The sequence below is a fragment of the Paenibacillus sp. KN14-4R genome (assembly GCF_052180255.1).
GTDB lineage: Bacteria > Bacillota > Bacilli > Paenibacillales > NBRC-103111 > Paenibacillus_AM.
This window is the reverse complement of the sequence record NZ_CP197466.1, coordinates 540,542-566,255: the sequence shown is the minus strand read 5'-3', so window position 1 is coordinate 566,255 and position 25,714 is coordinate 540,542. Positions and strand designations below refer to the sequence as shown.

Genomic DNA, 25,714 nt, shown 5'->3' with positions numbered 1-25,714 from the left:
AAAAGCACCCTTTCTACCTATTAAGCTTTTACTGCTTCATGTTTTAAATAACTAGACTTGCGGAAACCAGGTTGCCTATAGATCATCGCAGCAACTACTAAATACAGTACGCCTGCAAAAGCATAGACGGTTGTCATGTTAGTGAGCTCTGCCATATATGACATTAAGATCAGTGTTACAGCATTCCATGGCGATAAGACAGCATTTTTCGCAGCCGATATACTCGCCCTTTTCACTGGATCTACGTTATCAATAAAGATAGCGGACAGCCCCATATCCCTAGCTTGATAGCAGGGACCCATCAGAATACACAAAAGAACAGATACAGGGGCAATCGGCACAAATGTGAATAGAAGTGTCAGGATGCCCATTCCCGCAGCACCTAGCGTAACTAACGTCCCCATCTTATTCTGAAAAGTTCGCGAATAGACCATGACCATCAAGCTCCCTAAGATCGCGCCGATGAAATAGGAAGCATTAATATAGCCCCACCACTCTTTATTTGCTTGCAGCACAACATGGGTGAAAGTCAGCAAAAACGCAGAAGACCAAATGACATTTGCTAGTCCCTCTAGTCCTTCGATCACCGTAATCGTACGAATAATAGGCGTTGTGAACAACGTGTTCAAGGAAGACATTTGTTTCTTATTGCTAGTCAGAGTCTCAGACGTTGTCGTCACACGAATTCGACTATTTAATAGACTAGACAGGAAAAAGAATCCGCAAGTCACCCAAATTAATGTCGAAAAAGACACATACATAGTCAAGACCCCGCCAATCCCCCAACCTGCTGTTGAGATCAGTTGATTCACAAGCGTAATCGAACTTCGTGCTTGCATGTAAGATTCACGATCCACGACAAGTGAAATAAGTGCGAAGCGACATGGACCATACCACGAGGCGATGAGTGTAAAGGAATAATACAAGATCAATATGTACATGATGGAAACATCCATGAAGACTAGTGTCCCCATAATAACCGATAGCACGAACCTCGAACGGTTTAAGATTCGAAGTAAGCGCAATAAGGGAAACTTATCGATGAAATAAGAGCCCGTCAGTCCACCAATAAAATTACAAAGTGAACGAAGCGCAAGTACGGAAGCCGACCCCATCAAGGAATTTGTCTGCTCATACACTTTGACCATAATACTAACTTGCATAACGAGCAGTGCCATGGCGTTAAAGCTCTCTGATCCCCATAATGCAAGAAAATGATTTTGCCTCCAAATGGATGTCTTGGATTTGTTCATGACCTGATAACCTTTCTTCCAACTGTAATTGATTATTAATCGTACTTTTACTTTCGCTCCCGGCACCACTTTCCCTTTTTTTCCAAAATAAAAAACCAGCCCACATTGGACTGGTCTCAAGCTTCACGATGTGATTACTTACAGAATTCGTTGAATGCCCCAACAAGATCAGCTGCGATCATTTCAGCAGAGCGATCTTCGATTTGGTGACGTTGAATAAAGTGAACAAGTTCGCCATCCTTGAACAAAGCGATCGAAGGCGATGAAGGTGGGTACGTTGTGATGTACTCACGCAATTTAGCAGTCGCTTCTTTCTCTTGTCCAGCAAACACCGTGTAAAGGTGTTCCGGCTTCGCTTCATTCTCAAGAGCGCGTACAACACCAGGACGGCATAGACCTGCTGCACAACCGCAAACGGAGTTGATAACAACTAGCATTGTTCCTTTTGTATTGTCCATCACTTCTGTTACTTGCTCAGGTGTTAATAATTCTGTTACACCAGCACGAGTTAAATCTTCGCGCATCGGTCTAATCATATCTTTCATGTATGCATCAAACGACATTGACACTGCACATTCACTCCTCTAAACGTATAAAAGTATTTAATAATCATTCTAATCTTATTATACCTTTAGTCAAAGTGAAAGCAAAGAGCTAATCCCTATTTGATTCAGGCTCCGAACTGTTTATTGTGGGATGTGTAAGGATGCCGGCCTGCGGCTCAATCCCCTTTTCAAAATAATCGCGGTTCTTCTCCATCTGAAATCCTACATCTTTAAACGGATGTACCCATTCTTCACCTGACATAATCGCAGGATCCGTATTTGCTGTCCACTGCTCGAGCGGTGACTGTGGAGATGCATATTCATGATCCCCAATGACGACGCCATGTTCATTCACGAATACTTCTCTCGGACCGCGCCCTTTTTCGAACTTAGATAAGAATTCAATTTCAAAAGGATCCAACGGCTTTTTCTGCTTATCGTTACTCATAGTGGGATACAAAACCCTCCGACTTAGGTCGAAGGGCGGTTAGGGCCATTTAATTTTTTATCGATTCCCGGTTGATCTTGTCTCGATTTGTTTTGTTGAGCTTGACGCTCTTGTTCTTTGGAATTTCCGTTATTTGCTGGCATAGTGGCTCTCACTCCTTTCCAGCGTTAGTATGTACATCCCCTCCCGCCTCTATGCCTACCGGATGAAGCCGAGTAAGGGCGATACTTGCAAGTGCAAATACAATGTATAAGAGCTGTATCTTGCTTAAATAAAGAAAAGCGATCTGCTGCGGTGCCAATAAGCTAATACCTAAACCCCCAACACCGAAGAGCATGAGCACAAAGTGTGCGACAGCACCCTCCCCGAGCTTCCATGCAGACCTTTTTACATACAAAATCGCAATACCGATTCCACACAAGAGTCCCATATAGAGATGAATCGGATGGTATGACATGATCGAGTACTCGTCCGCTATTCCCCAAGGCAACTTTGTTGCATATCCATACACGGGTGTCAATATTTGATATACAAGTGTGGCAGCTATGGCAAAGTAACTCCCGGCATCAAGTACAAGAAGTGCGGAAAGCCCTTTCTTTCTCATCTTTACTTGCACGAATACAAGCGCTAATATGACGCCAAAAATCATCCCATCTGCGGATCCCGCGACTACGAGCAGTTTAATCGGGTTTTCCCACAATAAAGATGGTTCAGATAATAGCGGACCCAATTTCCAACTTAAAAAAAGAATCAACAGGGCGCTTGCAAAAATATCATAAAGCGGTGACTTGGCATAAGCTGTTTTTCTAAGCTGCAAAGCCAAATATAAAAATCCAGCAAGGCAGCTCAATATAAGGGTTAATAAGACTCCTTTAATGACTAATGGTCCTACTTCTACAATGGACGGCATGTTCCCCCTCTTTTCAATTACGGCCTTAAGAACTGATACGTATACGATGTACGTCTTAGAACATCAAATTCGTATCCTTGTCCCTTTAAATAATTAATAATATCAGGTAGAGCTTCCGCCGTCATCCGTTTACCTGCTGCATCATGTAAGAGCACGATCGCCCTGCGCTGACCCGTTGTATAATACCGTACAGATCGGAAAATATCGTTACTGCCCATCTTACGCCCTGAAGCATCTTCAGAGTCCACATTCCAGTCAAAATACGTGTATCCATCTGCGATCATCTTGGCTGTTATCGCATTCATCACGTAGGGACCACCAGCTCTGTGGCTAACTGTATTGTTCGAACCACCAGGGAAACGCATAATAGTAGGTCGATACCCGACTACACGTTCAAGCAAATTCCCAAGTTTGTCTACGTCCTGTTGATAGGCACGGGGGGATCGATAAATGGAAGCATAATGATGTGAATACGTATGATTACCAATAGCATGTCCTTCACTTGCCATTCGTTTGTATAACGAGATCCCGAGTGGAGAAGGATTGCCATTCACAAAAAATGTCGCATGAACGCCATATTTTTTCAACGTATCGAGCACGCGCATCGTTATGGGCGATGGACCATCATCAAATGTCAAATAGGCAATTTTACGACCTGTGCGCGGTAAATTATTGACTGACTTTGCAGGTTTCACATTACTTTTCTTAACAGGCTTATTCTGAATGGTTAACTTAGGTATAGGTGAGGGCTGTATAGATGGTGTTATGGTACGATTAGGCACTTTCGTTGCTTGTGGTGTACTCAACGTCTGTGGTGTAGGTATGAGATGTGATCCATCTAATCCTTGATCTTTCGCTTTCATGCCTATTCGGCAGCCAGTCAAGCAAGCACTGATCACAAGCCCGATTATCATTACTGTAAACAAATGTCTACACATGCCGTTCCCCCCTTGTACACCTAGTATGACCGAGAAGGAAACAACCGAGGAAGCTAAATTGTTGGGATTGGACCTTATATTTGCCATCAAAAAAACCCAAGAAAAAAGACGGCTCTGCCCTCGCAGTAACCGCCTGTTTCTCATCTTCTTATCCGATAATTATCTGATCTCTATTAGTTGTTATCGTTTAATTTTTGTTTTAACAACTCAAGCTGCTCATCCACTTGTGCTTGCTTTGTTGGGTCAACGAAAGTTTGACCGCCATATGCCCCTGTACCGGAGTATGGTCTGCGAACCACATCAGCTTCCGCTTCCATTTGCATGATCTTCTCTTCCATACGGTGGAAGCCGCGTGATGCTGTGCCTGCTTCGATGGAACCATTGTATACCGTTTGAGCCATTTGTTTTTTCGCTTTTGCCATTTGAGCACGAGTTACTAGTTCGTTGCGCTTGTTACGCATTTTGTAGAACTCATTCTTGATTTCGTGCAATTGTTGTGTCAACTCTTCTGCTTGTGCTTTGGAAGATGCATGTAGATCAGCCAGATCATTTGCTCTTTCTGCATAGTGTAATTTTTCTTCCAACGCTTGACGCGCTGCAGCTTCGTTACCATTTTTGAGAGCTGCACTTGCTCTGAATTCACGCTCAGCAGCTAGACGAAGGTTTTCTTCCATTTGGCCTTTTAGCTTGCGCTCATTTGCCATTTGACGAGCAACAGTCACTTCAGACTTCGCAATTTCTTCTTCCATCTCACGAATGTATTGGTTAAGCATGACGATCGGATCTTCCACTTTATCTAACACTTCATTAATAGATGCTACTGTCATTGATTTAATTCTTGAAAATACGCCCATTGTTACACATCTCCCTTAGTATCATTATTTTTGTTTTGGTTTTTTTCTAATTGATTCAGCTTTATACGCAATTCTTCGATTTCTTTTTGCATCGCTTTTTTCTCGATATCTTTCATCATGGCATCGATATTGTCGGTTTGCTGTGGTGCTTCATAAGTAGCACGATACTGGCCCGGTCTTGGCGGTGGCTCAGGTCTTCTAAAGTCCGATCTGCCTGCAAAATTACCGTCATTAAATGGATTGTTATATGGCCCTCTGTGGCCGTAAGGATCATAGTGATCCGTATATTTGGGTTCTTTAGGAACTATCATGGCGGCTACAAAGTACACTAAGATGACCGCGCCGCTTGTAAAGATGGCCGCTACTGCCACGACCAGACGAAGCAGAGTTACATCGATATTAAGTACTTCGGATAGCCCACCGCATAGTCCAGCAACTTTTTTATTCGTACGTGAACGATATAATTTTGACGTGGACATCGATGTTTACCCCTCTCCTTTAAGTTTCTTGCGTAAGTTCTCCAGTTCTTGCTCAAGTTCTGGATGCCCTTGACCATAACCGGGGTTATACGCGCCCTCCTGTGTCATTCTACGTAGATCACGCATGCTTCTCGCTTCTAATTCCATATCTGTTACACGCTCATCAATTCGATTATATACCTGCGGCATGCTGCCACCCATCGCATTCATACGTGCATTCATACGATGCTGCAATCGTGCCGATTCCATGCGAGCCATGTAGTAACTGCGTTTACTTGCAGCCTCCTCGTAATCGGAGCGAAGCTCAGCAAGCTGATCTTCCATATCCGTTAGAGATTCTTTGGTCTGCTCATATAATTTCTTAAACTGCTCACAGCGCTCTTCGGCTTGCATCTTCTCGTGGAGAACAATGCGTGCCATGTTATCCTCGCCTGCTTTAAGTGCAAGCAGTGCTTGCGACTCGCGCTTTTCCTTTGTTTCGAGTGCTGTTAAGTATTGCTGTCTGAGGCTATTCGCGTGGATTGCGCACTGCTGATGCAATCGCTCTGACTGTCGAAGTTGCTCACGCATTCCAGCGAGATAATGATCTAACATCCGAACTGGGTCTTCTGCTGATTCCAATCGCTCATTCAATGTAGCAACTGTGATGTCTCTCATCCGTTTCCATATACTCATTGTTATCACTCCACCTACCTTATGTTTAAATGCTGCTTATATTATGCTTCTATACTCTCGATCTGCCTTTGCCTGTTAACATGGTTACACCAATTCCTACAAGCACGACCGCTGTGATAATAATGAAGATTGTTGAAAGCTTCGCTAGAAGAATCAATACACCCACAGTCGCTACGATCCAGCCCATTGTGCTTCCTCTCTTGATTCCATAATAACCAAGTGCGATGAGAACTACTGGAATAACATATGACATAATCGGGCCGAAGATGAAACCGAACTTGTTAAGTAAAATAATACCACCGATTGCGATAAGCGCTAATGCCAATCCTGAATTTCGATTCCAAGCCATTTCTTTTTCACCACCTTTCGTTTGTTTCTCGTGTGCTTCATGTACTTATTGTAGACCGAATCGATCTTTGCCAAAACAGACTCACGACGGTATTTGGTACTAGACCAAGGTCGGGGTACCTCTCAGACTCTAGGATAAGTCCCGATCAGACCCTTGTCTGGCAAGGGATTATGAGATAAACAAAAGGCCCCAAATGACGCGGTGTTCACATCACTTGAAGCCTGAATCGTATTGTATCTATTAGATTAGTAAATTATATAAGAACGGATCTTTATTCAGTTCATTATACGTAATTCCTTTTTGCTTCATTCGTTCAAGCAGTGGCTCATAATCTTCTCTGCTCTTAAGCTCAATACCAACAAGCGCTGGTCCGTTATCCTTGTTATGCTTCTTCGTATATTCGAATCTTGTAATATCGTCACTGGGTCCAAGCACTTCATCTAGGAATTCACGCAGAGCACCGGCCCGTTGTGGGAAGTTAACGGTAAAATAGTGCTTTAATCCTTCATAAATCAGCGAACGTTCTTTTACTTCCTGCATCCGATCAATGTCATTGTTCCCCCCACTGATGATGCAGACGACATTCTTTCCAACAATCTCATCTTTATAAAAGTCCAGCGCACTAATCGGAAGCGCACCTGCTGGTTCTGCCACGATCGCATTCTCATTATAAAGCTCAAGTAAAGTTGTACATACTTTACCTTCTGGTACAGCAACAAGCTCATCAATAACATCCTTACAGATCTGGTACGTCAGATCACCTGCACGCTTCACAGCTGCTCCATCTACGAATTTATCAATGGTGTCCATTGTAATCGCTCCGCTATGCTCGAAAGCTTCTTTCATCGAAGTCGCACCGCTTGGTTCAACGCCGATCACCTTCGTATGTGGACTGAACATTTTGACAAATGTACCGACACCTGAAGCTAATCCTCCACCACCGACCGTTACAAATAAATAGTCAACTGGCGAATCCATGCTTTCCATGATTTCCATAGCAACCGTACCATTGCCTGCAATAATATGCGGGTCATCAAACGGATGGACAAACGTCATTTCCATTTCATTGCATGTTTTGATTGCTTCCGCATAAGCATCATCGTAAGTGTCACCGATCAAAATGACATCCACATAGGATCCACCAAACTTTTTGACTTGTGAGATTTTTTGGCGTGGCGTTGTGCTTGGCATAAATATTTTGCCATGAATACCAAGTGATTGACAAGAAAATGCAACCCCCTGAGCATGGTTACCCGCGCTCGCACAAACGATCCCTTTTGCTAATTGCTCATCTGTTAAGCTCCGAATCAAGTGATAGGCACCACGAATTTTAAATGACCTTACAATTTGTAAGTCTTCCCGTTTTAAAAACAAGTTACAATTGAATTTGTCAGATAAGTTCGGATCTCTAAGCAGTGGCGTCTTCTGGACGACTTCCTTCAAAGTATGGTGCGCGCGGACAATTGATTCTGCTGTGACTGCAGATGTCGTGTATACCGATTCCATGATTTTCTCACCCTTTCTTTTGATTTGGATTAAAATAACAAAAAATCCCGTCCGCAAGGGACGAGATTTGTAAGCTCGCGTTACCACCCTAATTCTGCCGAGGTTCTTGTTCCAAATAGATATGGATAACAAAGATCAAGGGCAGCATCTTTTGTCACGTACAATCATACGTGCTCCTTGTAACGGAGGAAACCGTTAAAGCTTACTATCCATTTCAGCTTTACTTCTCAGAGATGATATTCGACTAGGTTCTGAACATTGGCTTTCAGCAGGTGCCAACTCTCTAGGGAACAGAAACGCAAGCGTACTCCTTCTCGTCAACGAATTAAATGGGAATATACTATTATATTCTCAGTTATAGCGCGATTTGAATTTGATGTCAATGACCCTTTTGTCCTTTTTTGCGCTTTTTCATTTTCCATAAGGCAATACCAATGACTGCCACTACAGCAACAAATAATATAGAAATGGCAAACCTAAATAGTAAAGGATGTCCCTCAAGTGATAGCTTGTCTCCTAAATGACTAAAAAAGCCTGGCTTCTTAGGTTCTGTCTTAGCTTCAAAAGTGTGAACGCGGCCAATGGAATCGACAAGCGCGAAAGTCCCCTTCAATTTCCCATCTTGCTCCGGATTACGAAGGATCTCGTTCCACTCGCTAATCCCATTACGCTCTATGCTTGTATACAGCAGTAATGACTTAGACTTATTAAATGGTGCTGGTGAAAGGCTTAGTATCGCTGCTTGATTCTGCACCTGTGGAAGAAGTTGAACATCAGACATCGTTGGGACTATTGTCTTCCCATTCATTCGAAAAGGGATCGTCCCCCCTTCCCAAAACAGCGGTGAGATCGTCTCCACTCCCCCAATTACAATCATATTCCGATCTGTAACTTCAGATTTTAAATTTGCGGATGTAAGTGTTATCGTCGCTTCTTCATCTGTACTTGCCATTTTTCCCATCGCACTTCTTACAGCCGCAAATAAACTTAGTTCCTTGGAGGTCGGATGTTCAGGAAGAACGAATGTTGTGCTATCCCACTTTCCACCTTTAATAAACGGTGCTGGTAAGTTACTTAACTGATAGTTCTGCCGATCATGAAAAGGTACTGTCAAGAAGGATGTCTTATCAATAATCGCCCATTCCCCTAGATGAGGACTCGCTTCTGCACAAGTATCTCGATCCTTCGTAGTCCACAGTTGAAAAGATATATCTAGAGCCAAGCTCGATTTTCCAGCAATGGTATCCTTCGGAATTGTCAATTCTAGAATGCCTGTATCACTGGATTCCGCACTTAGGAATTTACTTGCAAGGGGTGTGTTATTTGCCGATACCGTCAAGACAGACTCCGCAAAATTCAATGCCTTGGAATGACGATATAGGAGCTTCAATTTCAGTTCATCGTCCACTTCCCATTCCGAAGGAAATGTATATTCGATATGTGTATTCCCAATAGCCGCGTTCTCCATCACCATATCTGGATATCCTAATTGTTCGAAAGTGACCTTATTTCCAGATGCATTTAAAGGTTGTGGAGATGGATTAGGTAGCTTTATTGTATCTGGAATTTGAATACCCGCTCCCTGCAATTGTGAATAGAACGTTGGCTCTGTGAGCAAATCGCCCCCTCTACCAATCGTTTTCTCATCTGCCTCCAGCATGAGCACCGACTTGGTTGAATTCCATGGTGAGGGAGCAAGTGCTATGTACCCTTTTGCAGGATCCGTAACAAGTTTACTTGCTTCATCCGATACTTTAATTCCTTTGTCTTTCCAACCACCCTTGTGACCCATCCAAACACTGTGACGACCTGCTAGCAGATCATCTGTAACATCTGATTCTACATAAACCGTAAAGTTCAGACGACTGTCTGGTACTTGCTTGGCAAAGAACCCTGAAAGTTTACCGAGCACTTGAAGTTCAGCCGTATTCATCGCATCGGGTACGACGAAGATGGTGTTTAAGGGTGTTAAACTTCCTTTTTCAATAAAAGGATTCGGGTACCACTTTAAATCTGGCGTATTGTTGATATTCGCCACATTCAAATGAACGACGCTGTCCTTGTGAATAATCATCCAGTTCCCTGGGTTATTCAAATCATCACAGACATTTCCTCTCGCCACCAAATTAGACACGATCGACACATTATGAAACCCTGACTTCGTTATATGCTTGCTTAGATCCACACGATAGCTCGTCCGGTCTACATTGCTTTCATCTAAATATTTACTATCCAGCGGCACATCATCCAACAGCACCGTAATAACGGACTGCTTCGGATTCAACATGCTAGAATGACTGATGAATAATTCTAGATAGGAACCATCAAGTACTTGTCTGGCTGTATTTACTTCAAAATAATAATCGTTCCGATTGCGAATTTCCTTATTCACAATATCACTTGAAAATAGAGGTAGATTCTCCGTAGCCTCATCTGCTTGTGCAGTAGGTGTTAGAATGAGCGATCCCAGCAGCAGGATGGTCATTCCTATCTTGATGGTATAGTTCCAAGATTTATTCGACATGCCCATTCTCCTTACTTAGGATTCAAACCTCTGCGTTTTATCCCATTTCATTTCTTGTTTCTTAATTGCATGCCTAATTTGTAAATAAAAGGACCTAATGACCAACACTAACCAAAGCTGAGAATAGCTTAAGTACATAAGGATCACGATGAAAAAATTTTGAGGATGCATCTCGGTTCGTTCAATTCCCAATGTAATCATAATTTCAACAATAAACAGCACATAAGCCAGTACCCAGATAAGTAAAAATGGACCCGGAACTGATACTTGCATCCAACCTGCAAGCCCTGCGATAAATAAAAAATGGGATAAGGCCACGCCACCTAAAAATAAGAAGTATGTGAAAAAGTAGTAAATGATATCAAATAAGATCCGTTTTCTTTTGAGTCGAAACAATTGTTTCATGTATTTAAAAATGACATATTGGTTACCCATTGCCCATCGTGTCCGCTGTTTAAACCAGACCTTCCATGTCTCTGGTTCCTGTTCCCAAGTTATTGCGAGTGGGTAGAATCGAATTACATATCCGGCTTCATACACCCGAATACTAAGCTCCGTATCCTCAGCTAAGGCCTTCTCATCCCAACCACCAACCTTGTCCAGCACCGATCGACGAATCATAAAATTTGTACCTGGAATTGTGGTAATGCTGAACCAGAACCATCTACCCGCCTGCGCCATCCATTGGAAGCTGATCGTCTCAATATTAATAAACTTCGTTAACAGGTTTTTCTTAGCGTTAATCACGCGAAATTTACCAACAACCGCGGCTACATCAGGGCGATGAATAAGACCCGACACCAAATTCTTAACCGCAGCTTTCTCCGGCGTATTATCTGCATCGTATACAGCAATAAGCTCACCTTTGGCAATCTTCAAGGCTCGATTAAGCGCATGTGACTTGCCTTTTCCGCCATCTGGAGGGAAGGTGTGCAAGGGGATAATGAACGAATATTGAGCAGCAAACTCGTCAACAATCTCACCTGTTCGATCTGACGAATTATCATTAATTACGATCACTTCGAGTAGTTCCTTCGGGTAATCGAGTGCCACCATTGCATGTAATGTTTGTCTGATCACGATATCTTCATTATGTGCAGGAATCATGATCGATACTTTTGGCCATGTTTTCTCGTCAGCTGGCATCGGATCTGGACCATCAATCTCCAGCTTATTTGAATATAAATAGCCACCAAGCGTTAAAAACATATGATAAAGCAGCATAACCCAGATCGACATTAAGGCAATCAGAAATAAATAATTACCGATCATTCGAAGAATCCTCCTCCTGAAACAGTCGATATTTTTTACGCTTTTTGAGTAGGATCATAAAAATAAGGAATAAAAGAATGAATAAACCGACCACAACAGCAATTCCCCATGTAAAAAAGAAAGAGAAATTGGAAATCCACTTAGGTTCAGAACGTGTTATATTCTTGCCCACTGCTGCGTCAAACTTCTCTTGATTTGTAATCATTGGAATGATTTGACCATCGTTCGAATTGATCGTTGCATAATCAGTGTGCACCTGATGATGCTCGTTTTTCAGATCGATAAATGCTGGCTTGTGTTTCTGAAGACCATCCACTAATTCTTTTAACAGCTCAATGGGTAAAGTCGTGTGGTAAAATGCACCCAGTGCACTGTCCCTCACAAGCAGTAGTTCTTCCAGATGCGTGATCATTAACGGAATATGACCGGGTTCATCGAGTACATAACCTAAGGTTTCAGGGATAATTGCCATACCACTACTTTGGTAACGGCTTCGATACGGAACGGCGTGTGAGATTTTATACGTGTTGTCAGTCAATTGAACAGAAGCAATCATAGTGGAAAAATAACGATGTGCAATCTGATAACCAAGTTGTGACATGGCATAATGAGGGGGTTCAAAGGCTAAAGGATATAAACCGACTTGCATAAGTTGAGCGATTCCCCGCTCCAGCTTCTCCGTTGTGTAACTCTCCTCATTGGGAATGGGTTGATCCTTCTCGGCATCCCAAAATTCGAATCCTTCACCTGTCTCGGATTGGTAATATTGATGCGTAAATCCGTGCATCACGATGCTGCCACCGTTTGCTACCGCATACTTCAGTGCATCTACAATTTCAGGTCGATCCTGCAAAGATATTTTCTTACCCGTGTCTGGATTCACATATACAGGAATCGTCGCAATCATAAATGGAATTTGCCTCTCGGCAAGAAAATCAGTAATTTCCTTAAGTTTACTTGGGTCTGTAATCGGACTGACATCCTCAATACGTAGAAAAGCTTCATGCTTATTGGAATGAGGTTCCCCGAAAAAATCATGTAGCCAGTCGGCAAAAACCAATCCAATATTATCCAGTAATTGAATGGAGGCAAAACCCCACTCCTGGTCTGACATGTAACCAAGCGTATAGGATTGACTCCCATCCGATGCTGTTATTTTCACATCCGTACTCTTAGGCGCGGGTATGTCCAAGATCACATGATTACGCATAGGATACTTTATTCCTCGGTACGTCACATCAATAATGGTTCGTTTATGAAGCCCTGCCTCACCTGATTCTCCACCCACCCACATGACTTGAATCGGCCTGTCCTTTAGCATCGGTCGTAATGCTGTGAAATCTGTTTTCCCATGTTCACTAACGGCAATCACATAATCAATACCTTCAAGTGCTTTAGCGGTTATTTGAGTTTGCGAAACAATACGAGCATTCACATTAAAATGCCCCGTCAAATCCCAGATCGCCCGTGCTATAGACTCTTGTTTGATGTCATTGTATACGATTAAGCATTGTTTGACTGCTGCATGAGCTTGATTCACCGGACCGATCATTGCCATAAAAATGCTAAGCAAGATAATCACTTTAATCGGCAGCGATTTATTTAACATACTGCATTAATCCTTGTTTGGCTTGATCGTAGAGTTCATCGGGATCTGTTCCATCAGCCGGACATCCTGCAGATCCAAATTTCAGGTTTAACTTCACTTTCCGCTTCCGATTTGCCCGATTCACTTCGATCTTATCGAACTTTTCTTCCATTCGATTCATGACAACTTCAATATTTCCGATTTCTGTCTCAGGCAAGATGCCCGCAAAGATGCCGTCAGCAAAATAATATTTTTTATCTATACTACGCAATACCTCGTCCACATGCTCGGCAACCTTTTTCAATAAAACATTCGTCTGCTCATATCCGTATTCTTTTTGAAACTGGTCAAAATACTCGATTTCCATCAGCAGTACAGTCACATTACGTTTGTAGCGAATCGAACGCTGCACTTCTTCCTGCCATTCCAATTGGAATTTACGCCTATTCATAAAACCGGTTACTTCATCCACCCAGACAAGATCTTCATATTTATTTTCATATTGATTAATACTGTTAACCATACGTTGTACTTCTTCACCAAGATAAGCCGCGACAAATGCCGCTACTGGAAATGATATCAACCACACCAAATCATTAAATGTTATTTCTGCGATTGTCTGAAGCATGAAAATCTGGATCAGGATATACGTACTATACCCAAAAACCACGATAATCGAGCTAACAAGTGCAGCCAACAATGTGTTCATGAATGAAAATAAGGAAAGCACAACCACAATCATGAACCATAAATAGTTAAGTGGGTGCCACTGAATCGTAAACATCAAATATAATGCCATGAGTATGAAGAACAAGAATTCTAAAAGTAGTCTAACATAGATGCGGTCATTGTTTTTCATGTATGGAATTCCTTTCTGCCTCCATCAATAAAGCTTGTAAATTATCGAACGAATAGCACTGTAACGAAGCCAGATCCACATACCCGCCTACATATTGGGATGAAGAGTCTTGCACCGCGAATTGCTGCATCCGTTGTACAAGCTGATCTTCAAGCTGATGAAGACCTGCTTTATGCACCAATCTCGCCGCTAACGCATACACAGCTGGTGATTCGATCTGATCCAATTTGTTGCCGGATGTATCATAATAGGCGAATAACCTGCCATCTCGTGCCCATGTCATCTGCAGCCAATCTATCGTTCGACTCGTAGGCAATCCGGCCTCCATTGCATGTATAGCTGATATAAGTGAGTCAATCGTGTTGAACTTACCCTCACATAGCATCCACTGGTTGCTCTTTAAATCAAATGTCTTCATAAAAAGTCCAGATGAAAGCTGAGCCTTCGTCAGAAGGGATAGAGTTGCTTCATAAATTGGTGCCCAATTCGAATTGAACGCCATTAAACGTTTCATAGTCTGGACATCCAAGTAAGAGACTGTAACCTGATTGGCTTGCTGTTTTGTTGTCATGTCATAGTAATCGACTAACAGATCCTTCTGCCGATTTGCCTTGAGCAGTGCATCTCCTAACAACAAGGCATATGTCTGGTAACTTGCTTCTCCCCACTTATCATGTGCATCAAGTAAGCACCTGATTACGCGTAAATCATCAAGTGACGCATTCGTCTTCGCTTTCTCTCCATGCGGTCCCTCATACTTCCAGCGCAACAGCCCGTCTGATCCTTGCATATGTTTAGTAATAAATCGAAGCTGTCCATCGAATAAATCGCGTCGCCCCGTATGTAGCGCATATTGCATCAAAAGGCCATTGGATTCCAGCAGCATAGCATGATTGGATGCCACATGTTCGACTTTGGGTAAATCTGTTCGCAGATTCGTATAGATGCCGCCACTTTTATCCATGAGGTGGGTAACTATAAATCGAAACAGTGGGCTATCTCCTTGTGCAATCGTTATTTTGTTGTCTTCATCCGGACTGCTGCTCGAGTAGTACCAGTAAAAACCACCCATGACGAGAAGAGCCATTAATGGAACAAAAAGCGAGATGTTGATTTTCATTTTATTTTTCATATCAAAATCCCTTCATCTTATTTCGAGATTATTATGATCATAAAAATGAATTGAATCATGCATATCGAGCAAGAAATATCAAATGAATGAGGTTTCGAGTGCGATATACTTACCTTAGAAAGTGCAGGTGATATAAAATTGATACCTAACGAACGCGGAGCGGAAATTCAAACAGCTCTTCAATTTATTGAACAACATTTGAAAAATGAATTAGATCTAACAACGATCGCGCATCATGCAGCGATTTCGAAGTATCATTTTCACCGCATGTTTCATGGCTATATGGGGATGACACTTGCGAATTACATTCGAAAAAGAAGGCTGTCAAATGCAGCGAGTGAGCTTATTACATCAAATCGACGTATCTTGGACGTTGCGCTCGATTACCAATTTGAATCCCAAGAGGCATTTAGCCGTGCTTTTAAAAGAATGTTTCAGATGACACCCGGTCAGTACCGACTCGTGATGTCTAGTATTGCACAAAAAAAGGAGAGAAAATCGAATATGAACCAACAAACGAAAGAGCCTTATGGCTGGACACTTAATGAAACACACCCATCTGAATATGAAATGGGTAGCGATTATACGAAAACACATCATGGCAAAGCATCTGGATATTTACATGGAAAAGGCAATAGTATGGGCGGGTTTGGCACGATCATGCAGATGTTCAAAGCCAATAACTACAGAGGCCAAAGACTGCAATTATCAGGATTCATCGCGACTAAGAATGTGGAACAATGGTGCGGCATGTGGATGCGAATTGATGGAAAAGATACTGATAACATTCAGTTCGATAACATGAGCAATCGCCCGATCACAGGTAACACGAACTGGACACGATATAGCGTTGTGTTAGATGTAGCTGAGGATAGTGATAGCATTCATTTCGGCGTATTGCTTACGGGAAAAGGTCAAGTGTGGATTGATAGTTTGCAGTTTGATATTGTTGGGGACGAGGTACCTTCGACGAATTTGGAGGAGAAAATTGAGATTCCCGACCATCCGGTGAATCTAGGGTTTGAGGAGGGAACTGAAGTGCCAGCTTAATAAGGTACTGTGACTAGCAATATTAAATATAGCAGCCATTTTTAACTGTACTTTATTTGGTCATAGAAAAAACTGCACCTCCAATTGTTAGTTTGTGTCTAACAATTGGGGGGCAGTTCAGATCGCCTGTAGTTTGAATAATTTTGATTTTAATTCATTCTATTTGATGTTCCTGCTATGATGTCTATTTTGAATTTCTCTTCAGGTATGCCAAGTTCCTTTGTCGTATACAAAGTATACTGTGATGAATTGTCCGTTAGCTCAAGTTTTACCCAGTGATTGACCTTACCTACCCCAAGAACCACTATCTTACTTGTCTGAATCTCAATCGGGATATAGGTTTCCTTACCTGAGCTAATATCCTTAAGATAAAGTCGTGCACGACTGTTTCTTTGAAACAAGTTTATTAAATCCACTCGATATTCATACTTTTCGTCTGAAGTCTTCTTTAAAGTGTCACTTTCTATTTTTTCTTTTACCCAGCCATAGGTGCTAACACTTTGAATCAGAGCGACAGAGAGTAGTATTGATAATCCTAAACCCACACAAATTCGTACATAATCTGCTCCACTCTTCGGAGTCCATCCTATAATGAGTAGTATCGTAAATACGATTGCGAACAATAGAACTGGAATACCAACTCCACATAAACCAGTAGTTCCAATAATATCCATACCTCTTTGGAAATATGCTGTTGATCCTAGAAGAAACCATACAAATGATAACGCATTAAATATAATGATTGCTATAAATAAAAGCCGTAACCATATTTTCACATTTCCCTCCATAGTTGAGCTGACACTAGATTATCTTAATTAGAAATTATATACAATTATTTTGTCGAAATCTCTCGCATGGTGCTGTCGAATAAAAACAATTTAAGATTTAATGACTGATTATCTGCGATCTTCTCTACCTATATAAACATATTAATACGCCCTTTTTGCTAGATTAAAAGACAGATATACAAACCATCGCATGAAATTAGAATAAACATGTACTATTGGGAGGTGAAAGCGATGATTAAAGGGTCCGACGGAATGAATGGTGAAGGGCAACCTGGTATGGACGGTTTTGATGGGCAAAGTGGTATGGACGGCTCTCCTGCTTCCATCGGCGCTAATGGCCAAGATGTAGTTTCTTCGACAGGGAGTTTGAATGATATTTTTATGAACCAACTGCTTGAGAGACTGAATTCAACGCATAACCAATCGTTAAGCATAAAGAATGACGATGGAAGACTGCAGGTTATGTTTAACGGAGTTGCGATTGTAGATCTAGACTTAAACGAATTAATAAAAAATGCTCAAAACGAGCGATCCAAATAAAGAGGGGGGTGAACTGAAATGACGGATTCAGAAGAAGGACAGATTCAGAGCACAGGCGGCAATGGCGGTAACGGCGGTGGTGGTAACGGCGGCAATGGCGGCGTCGGCGGCGTCGGTGCCGGCGGCGACAGCACTCACAACAGCGTGAACCAGGCCAATGTATCTACAATAACCAATAGCACCTTTTCGTCGCAATCGGCGTCATTCGGCGGTGACGGAGGGGATGCTACTTCAGTATTTGGCAATGCTACCGGCGGTAACGGCGGTAACGGAGGAGCTAGCACCTCTGTTACTCACATTACTCTATCGAATTCCTCCAATCAAAACGGCGGTGACGGCGGCATTGGCGGAGCTGGAGGTACCGGAGGAGCCGGCGGAGCTGGAAACGGCGGTAACGGTGGTAACGGCGGGAATGTAACGGTCGTCGGAGATGTGGAAATTGAAGTCGACGATGATTAAAATCATATGAAAGCGAGAGTGGGATCAATGGTGGAAGACATCAATACGAATACGACATCATCAGAAGTCGTCCCCCCTTTGGCGCAAGTCAATGCTACTGCGAATGGGGGAACTGGGGGGGCTGGGGGCCGAGCCATTACGCTATCTTATACGGATAACTATTCCAGCTTAATGCTCGTGTACACTTTTCTGCTCAACCTGGCAAACGGAACCGGTGCGAGTGACAGTTCGAAAGCGGAGATGAATTTACTGCTTCCCATGCTTCAATCGGCAATGGAAGAAGAGAAGAAATATCGCGAAGCGTTTCTTAATGCCGTCCAATCGTTAGCTAATCAAAACAATAACTAAAAAGGGATAAAGAGCAGACTCTTTCGAGATTGCTCTTTACTTGTTTTGGGAGTGTTCGTTAACTAACGAGAAAACAGAAAGAAAACTCAGATTCTGAGTTTCATCATAAACAAAAACGCCCCCTCCACAACTTTCGTGAAAGAGACGTGCTTCTATTTTGATATCAAATAATGCCCTTATATTCCTTACTCCGTTGGCATAGAACCAACATACGTAGATTGCGGACGGAAAATGCGGTTAATCGGCGCTTGCTCAAGTACGTGTGCAGACCAACCTACAACGCGACTTGCTGTGAATGTTGGTGTGTACAAGTCCTCTGGCATGTTCACCGCACGAAGGACAGCTGCTGCGTAGAACTCCACATTCGTGTACAGCTTGCGACCTGGTTTGTACTCATCAAGTAGTCCAATTGCGATTTCTTCCACTTCAATTGCGAAGTCAAGCCAGGGGTCTTCGCCTTCAAGCTGCTTGGTGACTTCACGAAGCGCTTCTGCTCTCGGGTCTTTGGTCTTGTAAACGCGATGTCCGAAGCCCATCAGGCGACCACCATTTTCAAGAACCCCACGAATCCATGGCTCTGCGTTTTCAACTGTTCCAATCTCGCCTAGCATCGCAATAACCTCTGACGGTGCACCACCGTGTAAAGGACCTTTCATCGCGCCGATCGCGCCTGTGATCGCAGATACAATTTCAGATTGTGTAGATAAAATCGTCCGTGCAGCAAAGGTAGAAGCATTCATTCCATGCTCCATCGTCAGAACAAAATAGGCACTAAGTGCTCTCACATGCGCGTGTACAGGTTCCTCACCTTTTAGCATGTAAAGATAATTAGCAACATGACCTAAAGCAAGATCAGGCTCGACAAAGTCTGTCCCCTGCTTGCTGTGGTAACGGTATGCAATAATCGTAGGCATGATACCGATCATGCGAAGCGCTTGATCATAAGTCGGTTCAAAGCTATAATCGCTTGTGCCTAGACTGGAAATCACGGTACGCATCACGCTCATCATATCCATGTCTTGTGGCAGGGAATCAATGATCGTCTTTGTATATTCAGGTAATTGACGTTCTGCTTTTAAAGCTTGATCGAATGCATGCAACTCCGATTCATTCGGCAAATGTCCGTTCAACAATAAATAAGCAACTTCTTCAAAAGTCTTGTTAATTGCCAAATCGCTCGCCCAGTGACCTCTATATACTAAGTGACCTTTCTCGCCATCTACCAAACTAATCGCCGTATCTGCAGCCACAACTCCCGCTAATCCCGTTACCATCATCTTGTTCATGACTCCTTTTCAATATTCTTATGTTTAGTGTACAATAACGAGATAGTTATGAATATTAAATTAAAATGCTATTTTTGATTATAATTCTTTATTAATTTACACAAGGAGATTAAGATGGATATTCAATGGCTAAGAACGTTCGTTTCAACGGCACAACATGAGAATTTCCGCAAAGCTGCCGAGCAATTGTATCTCGCTCAACCGACTGTCACGATGCACATTAAACATCTGGAAGAACTGCTCGGTATTGCTTTATTCGAGCGGCGTGGTCGCAATGTACATTTATCTCAAGCCGGAAGAAGGTTTCTTCCTTATGCTCAGGAGATGATTCATACATTAGAAACAGGTGTTCACGATCTAGAAAGCTGGAGACAAGGTTATCGTAAAAAGATTCGTATCGCGGTATCCCCACTGATTGCTGCCTCCACACTACCTACGATCGTAAGCCGATTTCTTGCCCAACATTCTGATATCGAAGTTGCCATTGATGTCATGGAATCCATCGAAATCGGAGAATCCGTCATTCGCGGCACAGCAGATATTGGACTCACTCGCATGCGTGCTCCACAAGTCGGCTTGCACACACAAAAGCTCAAAGAAGATCCTGTGCTGCTGATCGTACCGCATGATGGTAATGATTTTGAAACGGCACCTCACATGGACTTGGAAATGCTGCTGCAGAATCATCTCATTCTCACTCACAATCACCCCGAATATTGGGATGGACTGCTCAATGAAATTCGGATCAAGTTCTCACGTATTCGGACGATGAAAGTATCGCAGGTCCATATTACGAAGCGTTTTATCGAAGAAGGGTTAGGGATTTCATTCTTGCCTCGATCCACTGTTATTCGGGAGTTGATGGAAGGTCGAATTCTAGAGGTGAATACGGATGATCTTGTGCTTCCAGTCGCTTCAACCTATCTGATCCATCGACATGAGACCGAAGAAATAGCACAATTCATGCAGTTTATTATCGATTTTTATAGTTAACACTTATTTCTAAAACGAACGATACAAGGAGATTTTATGGCATACGATGTAATAGTAATTGGCGGTGGTCCCTCTGGACTGATGGCATGTGTCGCAGCAGCTGAGCATGGAGCAAAAGTTTGCTTAGTGGATAAAGGGGACAAGCTTGGGCGTAAGCTCGGCATTTCCGGTGGCGGCAGATGCAATGTGACCAACGCAAAGGACTTAGATGAATTGATTAAACATATACCAGGCAATGGACGGTTTCTGTACAGCGCCTTAGATACATTTTCGAACCAAGATATTATCTATTTCTTTGAAGAGATGGGTATTGCGTTAAAAGAAGAAGATCGCGGTCGCATGTTCCCTGTGTCGGATAAAGCAAAGACGGTTGTAGACGCGCTCGTTTCCAAAGTTCGTGCACTTGGTGTGCACATTCGCACGAATTCCCCTGTAAAGGCTGTGCGCTATGACAATGGTGGCATGGTTAAAGGCATCGAATTACATTCTCGTGAAAAAATAGACGCTCGTGCGGTCGTCATTGCTACGGGAGGTAAATCGGTTCCGCACACAGGTTCAACTGGTGACGGCTATGCTTGGGCAGAGGCTGCGGGGCATACGATTACAGATTTGTATCCGACCGAAGTTCCTCTTACATCTAGTGAACCTTGGGTGCACAGTAAAGAGCTGCAAGGGTTGGCACTGCGGGATATTACGTTAACCGTATGGAGTCCAAAAGGAAAGAAAACAATTCAGCACGAAGGCGATATGCTGTTCACGCATTTTGGCATTTCGGGCCCTGCTGTACTTCGCTGTTCTCAATTCGTCGTCAAGCTGCGTAAGCAATTCTCGGTGCGGGATATTACGCTCACTGTGGATCTATTCCCTAATCACAATAAAGAGGAACTGAATCAAGAAGCAACAACGATGCTTTCAAATGAACCGAAGAAATCGATCAAGAACGTGCTGAAGGGCTTGCTTCCTGAGCGCTTGATCCCGCTTCTGTTGCAGCGCGTGGAGCTTGCGGATGACCTGACATATCACAATCTGCCGAAAACACAGTGGCTCGCGCTGATCGATCTACTCAAAGCATATCCGATTATCGTAAATGGCACCTTATCGATTGAAGAAGCGTTCGTTACAGGCGGCGGTGTGAATTTGAAGGAGATCGATCCGAAGACGATGGGCTCCAAGGTGATGGATGGGCTATACTTCTGTGGGGAAATTCTTGATATTCATGGATATACCGGCGGGTATAACATTACGGCGGCGTTTACGACGGGGTATACGGCGGGGAAAAGTGCGGCGGGCACCTCATAAAAGAAGCTGCTCTACGGTCATTCATGACTGTAGAGCAGCTTTTTTTTGATTACCATCCTCGTGATGGTACCTCAGAACATAAAACATAAAGTGCCCATAACCCAATTAGAACGGAGACGATTATTATGCTTTTATCTCTCCAAGCAGATCTATAAAAGAACAACAAAATGAAACCCGTTGCGTACACCCACATGATCGAAAAACCCATTACTTGGTTTCCACGGGTAGTGCTAAATAAACCGAATATCATTAAAAAAAATGAAGGTATCAGACGGAATCCTAAAATAACATAGAGGAATTTAACAATATCTAGAAATATTTGTTTCTTCTTACTCATTTATAACTCCTCTCAATTCCTGCATTAATTTGGAGCGAATCTTCTCTACTTCCTTACTACGTAGTCGCTTGAATTCAAGAAGCCATCCGGTATTGGATGACTACCATCCTCTTAATGGTAACTTAGAACTTAAAACATAAATTGCCCATATCCCAATTAGAACGGAGACGATTATTAAGCTTTTATCTCTCCAATCAGATTTTGAAAAAAACAGCAAGATGAAACCCGTTGCATATACCCACATGATCGAAAAACCCATAACTTGTTCTGTGCGGGTAGTCGAAAATAAACCGTAAATCAATAAGAAAACAGGAAGCGCCAGAAGGAGTCCTAAAATAAAATAGAGAACTTTAGCAATATCTAGAAATATCTGTTTCTTGCTCATTTATAACTCCTCTCAATTATTGAAATAGACTCTAAAACCTACTACAATCTTCTCTCTTACTAGATTTGGAATATCCACCTCACACCTCAATTAGTAATAATAACTTAATAAATTTTCTAAAAAACCGATTAAATAATTTATAAATTCAGAATTTAATTATATTAATAATCATATATTTAGATAAATAAATAAAACAGAGGGTTATTTTGTAGATAAATATAAAATAATGTAAAATAATGTCGATTTTTGTTATATAAATTCATTTCCACCCACTAGTGTTGCATTAAAATAGCTTAGGACTCACGCATGGACTCAATTCGTCGTCAAGCTGCGTAAGCAGTTCTCTGTACGGGATATTACGCTCACTGTGGATCTATTCCCTAATCACAATAAAGAGGAACTGAACCAAGAAGCAACAGCGATGCTTGCTAACGAACCGAAGAAGTCGATCAAGAACGTGCTGAAGGGCTTGCTTCCTGACCGCCTGATCCCGCTTCTGTTGCAGCGTGCGGAGCTTGCGGAGGACCTGACATATCACAATCTGCCGAAAACACAGTGGCTCGCGCTGATCGATCTACTCAAAGCATATCCGATTATCGTAAATGGCACGTTATCGATTGAAGAGGCGTTCGTTACAGGCGGCGGTGTGAATTTGAAGGAGATCGATCCGAAGACGATGGGCTCCAAGGTGATGGATGGGCTATACTTCTGTGGGGAAATTCTTGATATTCATGGATATACCGGCGGATATAACATTACGGCGGCGTTTACGACGGGGTATACGGCGGGTAAGAGTGCGGCGTACACCTCATAAAAGAAGCTGCTCTACGGTCATTCATGGTGACTGTAGAGCAGCTTTTTTTGACGAATAACACATTGTTCACTAGGCGCGATTCGATGGACTAATTGACTTGCGTGCTGGGCGGATTCTTAATGACGACTACCATCCTCGTGATGGTAACTCAGAACTTAAAACATACAATGCCCATAACCCAATTAGAAGGGAAACGATTATTAAGCTCATTATCTTCCAAGCAGATCTTGAGAAGAACAATAAGATGAAACCCATTGCATATACCCACATGATCGAAAAACCCATAACTTGTTCTTCGCGGATAGTTTGAAATAAACCGTATATCATGAATAATTCCGGAATTATTAGAAGGACTCCTAAAATACCATAGATAATTTTAATAATATTTATAATTTTTTTTTCCTACTCATTTATAACTCCTCTCAATTCCTGCATTAATTTGGAGCGAAATTATTGAAAAAACTATAAAACCCACTACAATCTTCTTTTTAAAATTCTGTTTCTAATGGCATTATAGAACATTTAACAAGTAGATAATACGAAAGTTTTATGTGAATATAAAATATCTCCTACCTGCATTTCAATGTTTGTTCCTGGATACTCTGGTGCAGGAATATATCGATTTGTATATGTAGCCCCTTTTAAAGTCCTACAGGCTTCTCTAGACAGATGAAACTGCTTGACCCGTCAAACAACACTAACGCAATATATGAAGCTGTAAAAATCGCTATTCTATAAGCATCTTCATTTACTTCCGCGTGGCAAGCTGGAGAAAGATCATTACGAATTGGTGGGCATTATAAGTAATACAACGTGTCATCTTATCAAATTAACTAGGATCATAAAGAAAATATTACTTAAAGCAATTGAGATAATTAACGTCACTATAACATGTTTCCAACTAATCTTAGACTTGCTAGCCTCCTGTATTATTTTAATTTGTTGTTCAAGTTCAGCCACTTTCTTTTTTAATTCGTCATTCGTATCTTTATTATTCATATAAATACTCTCCTTACCTACTATCTCCTAATTGTCCAACAGAATTAATTATTTTAAAATTCTGTTTATAATCATATAGTTAAACAAATTAATAAAATAGAGGGTTATTTTGTAGATAAATATATAATATTGTAAAATAATGTCGATTTTTGTTATATAAATTCATTTCCACCAATGGGCTCGAAGTTGATGGACGGGGTATACGGCGGGGAAAAGTGCGGCGGAGAATTTGTAGCGGAATATGATTTAGAGGCTGCTCTTACTCGAAAAGGAACCCTGTTAAACTAGCAGTATTGCAACTTTTATTTTTATAATTAGTATAATGAGATATATAGGAGGTGTTGCCATGTTCCGAAGTGATTACCTAATGCGCCAAATTGAACAACTAACAAAAGTCGTTGGAGAGGTAATGGGACTGCGGAAGGAGCAGAAACCGATTCAAGCCCAGCAAACGATCGATGAATTTCTTAAGCGAAATTACGGCATAACATTGAATCTACTGCGTTCCTTGCAAGTTAATGAGCTTGTGAAAATGTTTACCCAACATGGTGTACTAGACACAGACAGACTTACGGCTTTAGCCAAACTATTACAAGTTGCAAATGCCCCTCAATCTAGTGGTGCGAAGCAAGCAGAGAAAGAACAAGAAGATCATCACCACAACCTACTCAAAGCCCTGCATCTTCACCTCATTTGTGCCAATAACGACGAGCCAGAACCCGAAATAATAAAGGAAATCGATGCGATCATCAGCGACCTGCGGTCCTATGTCTTACCCATTGAGATTGGCAGATTAGTATGGGCTCACTACGAACAACAAGGCCGCTATGCCCAAGCTGAGGATATTCTCTTTGCCATGCTTGTAGATGACCGATCCATTGGCGGTATGCAAATTGCGACTCTTGTTGAGGATGGTCTTTCTTTTTATGAGAGATTACTTGCACTGGATAATGACCAACTTGATGCAGGCAATCTGCCCCGCACAGAAATTGAAGCTTCACTCATTGCGCTGAAGAAATGGCAGTAACACATGACATTGGACTTACATAAAAATAAGACCGCCCCACAGCCCCTTTCGGACCGA

General features: G+C 42.2%; 26 protein-coding genes, 1 pseudogene and 1 other annotated feature. Of the genes and pseudogenes, 8 read left to right on the top strand and 19 right to left on the bottom strand.

Going from position 1 to position 25,714, the window contains the following annotated elements:
- Window positions 1-20: 20 nt before the first annotated feature.
- The 15 genes from ACSBOP_RS02810 to ACSBOP_RS02740 all read right to left on the bottom strand — a co-directional run bounded on the left by ACSBOP_RS02810 (window position 21) and on the right by ACSBOP_RS02740 (window position 15,332).
- Window positions 21-1,253 (bottom strand): MFS transporter, encoded by a 1,233-nt coding sequence (locus tag ACSBOP_RS02810; protein ID WP_442602979.1) that lies wholly within the window; start codon window positions 1,251-1,253, stop codon window positions 21-23.
- A 134-nt stretch (window positions 1,254-1,387) separates the two neighbouring features.
- A complete protein-coding gene (locus ACSBOP_RS02805) occupies window positions 1,388-1,822 on the bottom strand; it encodes a BrxA/BrxB family bacilliredoxin (protein WP_442602978.1) in 435 nt (144 codons plus the stop codon).
- A gap of 85 nt (window positions 1,823-1,907) precedes the next feature.
- Window positions 1,908-2,246 (bottom strand): DUF3905 domain-containing protein, encoded by a 339-nt coding sequence (locus ACSBOP_RS02800; protein WP_442602977.1) that lies wholly within the window; start codon window positions 2,244-2,246, stop codon window positions 1,908-1,910.
- Window positions 2,247-2,397: 151 nt separating this feature from the next.
- On the bottom strand, window positions 2,398-3,156 hold the full coding sequence (locus ACSBOP_RS02795; RefSeq protein WP_442602976.1) for a hypothetical protein: 759 nt from the start codon (window positions 3,154-3,156) through the stop codon (window positions 2,398-2,400).
- Window positions 3,157-3,173: 17 nt separating this feature from the next.
- The gene (locus ACSBOP_RS02790; protein WP_442602975.1) at window positions 3,174-4,094 is read right to left on the bottom strand and encodes a polysaccharide deacetylase family protein; all 921 of its coding nucleotides are present in this window, start codon (window positions 4,092-4,094) and stop codon (window positions 3,174-3,176) included.
- Between the two features lie 173 nt (window positions 4,095-4,267).
- Complete coding sequence (locus ACSBOP_RS02785) at window positions 4,268-4,948, bottom strand: PspA/IM30 family protein (RefSeq protein WP_442602974.1); 681 nt, start codon at window positions 4,946-4,948, stop codon at window positions 4,268-4,270.
- Window positions 4,949-4,950: 2 nt separating this feature from the next.
- Window positions 4,951-5,427, bottom strand: a complete 477-nt coding sequence (locus ACSBOP_RS02780) for a PspC domain-containing protein (protein ID WP_442602973.1) — start codon at window positions 5,425-5,427, stop codon at window positions 4,951-4,953.
- Window positions 5,428-5,433: 6 nt separating this feature from the next.
- A complete protein-coding gene (locus ACSBOP_RS02775; RefSeq protein WP_442602972.1) occupies window positions 5,434-6,102 on the bottom strand; it encodes a PspA/IM30 family protein in 669 nt (222 codons plus the stop codon).
- Between the two features lie 49 nt (window positions 6,103-6,151).
- Window positions 6,152-6,451 carry a LiaF transmembrane domain-containing protein gene (locus ACSBOP_RS02770; protein ID WP_442602971.1) on the bottom strand — a complete coding sequence of 100 codons (300 nt, stop codon included), beginning with the start codon at window positions 6,449-6,451 and terminating at the stop codon, window positions 6,152-6,154.
- 240 nt (window positions 6,452-6,691) lie between these two features.
- Window positions 6,692-7,957: a threonine ammonia-lyase IlvA gene (gene ilvA, locus ACSBOP_RS02765; RefSeq protein ID WP_442602970.1), complete on the bottom strand. Its 1,266-nt coding sequence runs from the start codon at window positions 7,955-7,957 to the stop codon at window positions 6,692-6,694.
- A 53-nt stretch (window positions 7,958-8,010) separates the two neighbouring features.
- Window positions 8,011-8,287, bottom strand: a binding site (T-box leader).
- Between the two features lie 49 nt (window positions 8,288-8,336).
- Window positions 8,337-10,481 (bottom strand): cellulose biosynthesis cyclic di-GMP-binding regulatory protein BcsB, encoded by a 2,145-nt coding sequence (locus ACSBOP_RS02760; protein ID WP_442602969.1) that lies wholly within the window; start codon window positions 10,479-10,481, stop codon window positions 8,337-8,339.
- Window positions 10,482-10,496: 15 nt separating this feature from the next.
- Window positions 10,497-11,750, bottom strand: coding sequence for a glycosyltransferase family 2 protein (locus tag ACSBOP_RS02755; protein ID WP_442604349.1), 1,254 nt, complete (start codon window positions 11,748-11,750; stop codon window positions 10,497-10,499).
- The gene (locus tag ACSBOP_RS02750) at window positions 11,743-13,362 is read right to left on the bottom strand and encodes a DUF2334 domain-containing protein (RefSeq protein WP_442602968.1); all 1,620 of its coding nucleotides are present in this window, start codon (window positions 13,360-13,362) and stop codon (window positions 11,743-11,745) included. The genes ACSBOP_RS02755 and ACSBOP_RS02750 overlap by 8 nt, the downstream gene beginning before the upstream one ends.
- Complete coding sequence (locus tag ACSBOP_RS02745; protein WP_442602967.1) at window positions 13,352-14,200, bottom strand: GGDEF domain-containing protein; 849 nt, start codon at window positions 14,198-14,200, stop codon at window positions 13,352-13,354. The genes ACSBOP_RS02750 and ACSBOP_RS02745 overlap by 11 nt, the downstream gene beginning before the upstream one ends.
- On the bottom strand, window positions 14,187-15,332 hold the full coding sequence (locus ACSBOP_RS02740; RefSeq protein ID WP_442602966.1) for a glycosyl hydrolase family 8: 1,146 nt from the start codon (window positions 15,330-15,332) through the stop codon (window positions 14,187-14,189). Before ACSBOP_RS02740 ends, ACSBOP_RS02745 begins: the two co-directional genes overlap by 14 nt.
- A gap of 141 nt (window positions 15,333-15,473) precedes the next feature.
- On the opposite strand from ACSBOP_RS02740, the gene ACSBOP_RS02735 reads away from it, so the two are divergent.
- Window positions 15,474-16,382, top strand: a complete 909-nt coding sequence (locus ACSBOP_RS02735; RefSeq protein ID WP_442604348.1) for a helix-turn-helix transcriptional regulator — start codon at window positions 15,474-15,476, stop codon at window positions 16,380-16,382.
- A gap of 149 nt (window positions 16,383-16,531) precedes the next feature.
- Here the strand turns inward: ACSBOP_RS02735 and ACSBOP_RS02730 are convergent, their stop codons facing one another.
- On the bottom strand, window positions 16,532-17,158 hold the full coding sequence (locus ACSBOP_RS02730) for a hypothetical protein (RefSeq protein WP_442602965.1): 627 nt from the start codon (window positions 17,156-17,158) through the stop codon (window positions 16,532-16,534).
- 243 nt (window positions 17,159-17,401) lie between these two features.
- Between ACSBOP_RS02730 and ACSBOP_RS02725 the strand changes: the two genes are divergently transcribed.
- From ACSBOP_RS02725 to ACSBOP_RS02715, 3 genes are read left to right on the top strand one after another with little or no spacing between them, the layout of a single operon-like run.
- Window positions 17,402-17,710, top strand: coding sequence for a hypothetical protein (locus ACSBOP_RS02725; RefSeq protein WP_442602964.1), 309 nt, complete (start codon window positions 17,402-17,404; stop codon window positions 17,708-17,710).
- Window positions 17,711-17,728: 18 nt separating this feature from the next.
- On the top strand, window positions 17,729-18,169 hold the full coding sequence (locus ACSBOP_RS02720; protein WP_442602963.1) for a hypothetical protein: 441 nt from the start codon (window positions 17,729-17,731) through the stop codon (window positions 18,167-18,169).
- A 6-nt stretch (window positions 18,170-18,175) separates the two neighbouring features.
- Window positions 18,176-18,517 carry a hypothetical protein gene (locus ACSBOP_RS02715; RefSeq protein WP_442602962.1) on the top strand — a complete coding sequence of 114 codons (342 nt, stop codon included), beginning with the start codon at window positions 18,176-18,178 and terminating at the stop codon, window positions 18,515-18,517.
- Window positions 18,518-18,702: 185 nt separating this feature from the next.
- Here ACSBOP_RS02715 and ACSBOP_RS02710 read toward each other — a convergent pair whose 3' ends face one another.
- Entirely contained in the window at window positions 18,703-19,803 is a 1,101-nt protein-coding gene (locus ACSBOP_RS02710; protein ID WP_442602961.1) for a citrate synthase, read from the bottom strand.
- 114 nt (window positions 19,804-19,917) lie between these two features.
- Here ACSBOP_RS02710 and ACSBOP_RS02705 point away from each other — a divergent pair, with 114 nt between their 5' ends.
- Both ACSBOP_RS02705 and ACSBOP_RS02700 read left to right on the top strand, forming a co-directional pair.
- A complete protein-coding gene (locus ACSBOP_RS02705) occupies window positions 19,918-20,796 on the top strand; it encodes a LysR family transcriptional regulator (RefSeq protein WP_442602960.1) in 879 nt (292 codons plus the stop codon).
- Between the two features lie 36 nt (window positions 20,797-20,832).
- A complete protein-coding gene (locus ACSBOP_RS02700; RefSeq protein WP_442602959.1) occupies window positions 20,833-22,095 on the top strand; it encodes an NAD(P)/FAD-dependent oxidoreductase in 1,263 nt (420 codons plus the stop codon).
- A gap of 437 nt (window positions 22,096-22,532) precedes the next feature.
- Here the strand turns inward: ACSBOP_RS02700 and ACSBOP_RS02695 are convergent, their stop codons facing one another.
- Complete coding sequence (locus ACSBOP_RS02695) at window positions 22,533-22,817, bottom strand: hypothetical protein (RefSeq protein ID WP_442602958.1); 285 nt, start codon at window positions 22,815-22,817, stop codon at window positions 22,533-22,535.
- Window positions 22,818-23,127: 310 nt separating this feature from the next.
- Between ACSBOP_RS02695 and ACSBOP_RS02690 the strand changes: the two are divergent.
- A pseudogene (locus ACSBOP_RS02690) lies at window positions 23,128-23,631 on the top strand (NAD(P)/FAD-dependent oxidoreductase); the annotation flags it as partial.
- 816 nt (window positions 23,632-24,447) lie between these two features.
- Here the strand turns inward: ACSBOP_RS02690 and ACSBOP_RS02685 are convergent.
- Window positions 24,448-24,630, bottom strand: coding sequence for a hypothetical protein (locus ACSBOP_RS02685; protein ID WP_442602957.1), 183 nt, complete (start codon window positions 24,628-24,630; stop codon window positions 24,448-24,450).
- 346 nt (window positions 24,631-24,976) lie between these two features.
- On the opposite strand from ACSBOP_RS02685, the gene ACSBOP_RS02680 reads away from it, so the two are divergent.
- Window positions 24,977-25,657 (top strand): DUF6483 family protein, encoded by a 681-nt coding sequence (locus tag ACSBOP_RS02680; protein WP_442602956.1) that lies wholly within the window; start codon window positions 24,977-24,979, stop codon window positions 25,655-25,657.
- Window positions 25,658-25,714: the final 57 nt, after the last annotated feature.

Bases quoted from the DNA above. Each gene is read 5' to 3' on its own strand.
- ACSBOP_RS02795 (WP_442602976.1), bottom strand. From the start codon at position 3,156: ATGCCGTCCATTGTAGAAGTAGGACCATTAGTCATTAAAGGAGTCTTA.
- ACSBOP_RS02775 (WP_442602972.1), bottom strand. From the start codon at position 6,102: ATGAGTATATGGAAACGGATGAGAGACATCACAGTTGCTACATTGAAT.
- ACSBOP_RS02780 (WP_442602973.1), bottom strand. From the start codon at position 5,427: ATGTCCACGTCAAAATTATATCGTTCACGTACGAATAAAAAAGTTGCT.
- ACSBOP_RS02750 (WP_442602968.1), bottom strand. From the start codon at position 13,362: ATGTTAAATAAATCGCTGCCGATTAAAGTGATTATCTTGCTTAGCATT.
- ACSBOP_RS02705 (WP_442602960.1), top strand. From the start codon at position 19,918: ATGGATATTCAATGGCTAAGAACGTTCGTTTCAACGGCACAACATGAG.
- ACSBOP_RS02710 (WP_442602961.1), bottom strand. From the start codon at position 19,803: ATGAACAAGATGATGGTAACGGGATTAGCGGGAGTTGTGGCTGCAGAT.
- ACSBOP_RS02685 (WP_442602957.1), bottom strand. From the start codon at position 24,630: ATGAATAATAAAGATACGAATGACGAATTAAAAAAGAAAGTGGCTGAA.
- ACSBOP_RS02720 (WP_442602963.1), top strand. From the start codon at position 17,729: ATGACGGATTCAGAAGAAGGACAGATTCAGAGCACAGGCGGCAATGGC.
- ACSBOP_RS02800 (WP_442602977.1), bottom strand. From the start codon at position 2,246: ATGAGTAACGATAAGCAGAAAAAGCCGTTGGATCCTTTTGAAATTGAA.
- ACSBOP_RS02700 (WP_442602959.1), top strand. From the start codon at position 20,833: ATGGCATACGATGTAATAGTAATTGGCGGTGGTCCCTCTGGACTGATG.
- ACSBOP_RS02790 (WP_442602975.1), bottom strand. From the start codon at position 4,094: ATGTGTAGACATTTGTTTACAGTAATGATAATCGGGCTTGTGATCAGT.
- ACSBOP_RS02810 (WP_442602979.1), bottom strand. From the start codon at position 1,253: ATGAACAAATCCAAGACATCCATTTGGAGGCAAAATCATTTTCTTGCA.
- ACSBOP_RS02725 (WP_442602964.1), top strand. From the start codon at position 17,402: ATGATTAAAGGGTCCGACGGAATGAATGGTGAAGGGCAACCTGGTATG.
- ACSBOP_RS02770 (WP_442602971.1), bottom strand. From the start codon at position 6,451: ATGGCTTGGAATCGAAATTCAGGATTGGCATTAGCGCTTATCGCAATC.
- ACSBOP_RS02715 (WP_442602962.1), top strand. From the start codon at position 18,176: ATGAAAGCGAGAGTGGGATCAATGGTGGAAGACATCAATACGAATACG.
- ACSBOP_RS02740 (WP_442602966.1), bottom strand. From the start codon at position 15,332: ATGAAAAATAAAATGAAAATCAACATCTCGCTTTTTGTTCCATTAATG.
- ACSBOP_RS02785 (WP_442602974.1), bottom strand. From the start codon at position 4,948: ATGGGCGTATTTTCAAGAATTAAATCAATGACAGTAGCATCTATTAAT.
- ACSBOP_RS02760 (WP_442602969.1), bottom strand. From the start codon at position 10,481: ATGTCGAATAAATCTTGGAACTATACCATCAAGATAGGAATGACCATC.
- ACSBOP_RS02680 (WP_442602956.1), top strand. From the start codon at position 24,977: ATGTTCCGAAGTGATTACCTAATGCGCCAAATTGAACAACTAACAAAA.
- ACSBOP_RS02745 (WP_442602967.1), bottom strand. From the start codon at position 14,200: ATGAAAAACAATGACCGCATCTATGTTAGACTACTTTTAGAATTCTTG.
- ACSBOP_RS02695 (WP_442602958.1), bottom strand. From the start codon at position 22,817: ATGAGCAAGAAACAGATATTTCTAGATATTGCTAAAGTTCTCTATTTT.
- ilvA (WP_442602970.1), bottom strand. From the start codon at position 7,957: ATGGAATCGGTATACACGACATCTGCAGTCACAGCAGAATCAATTGTC.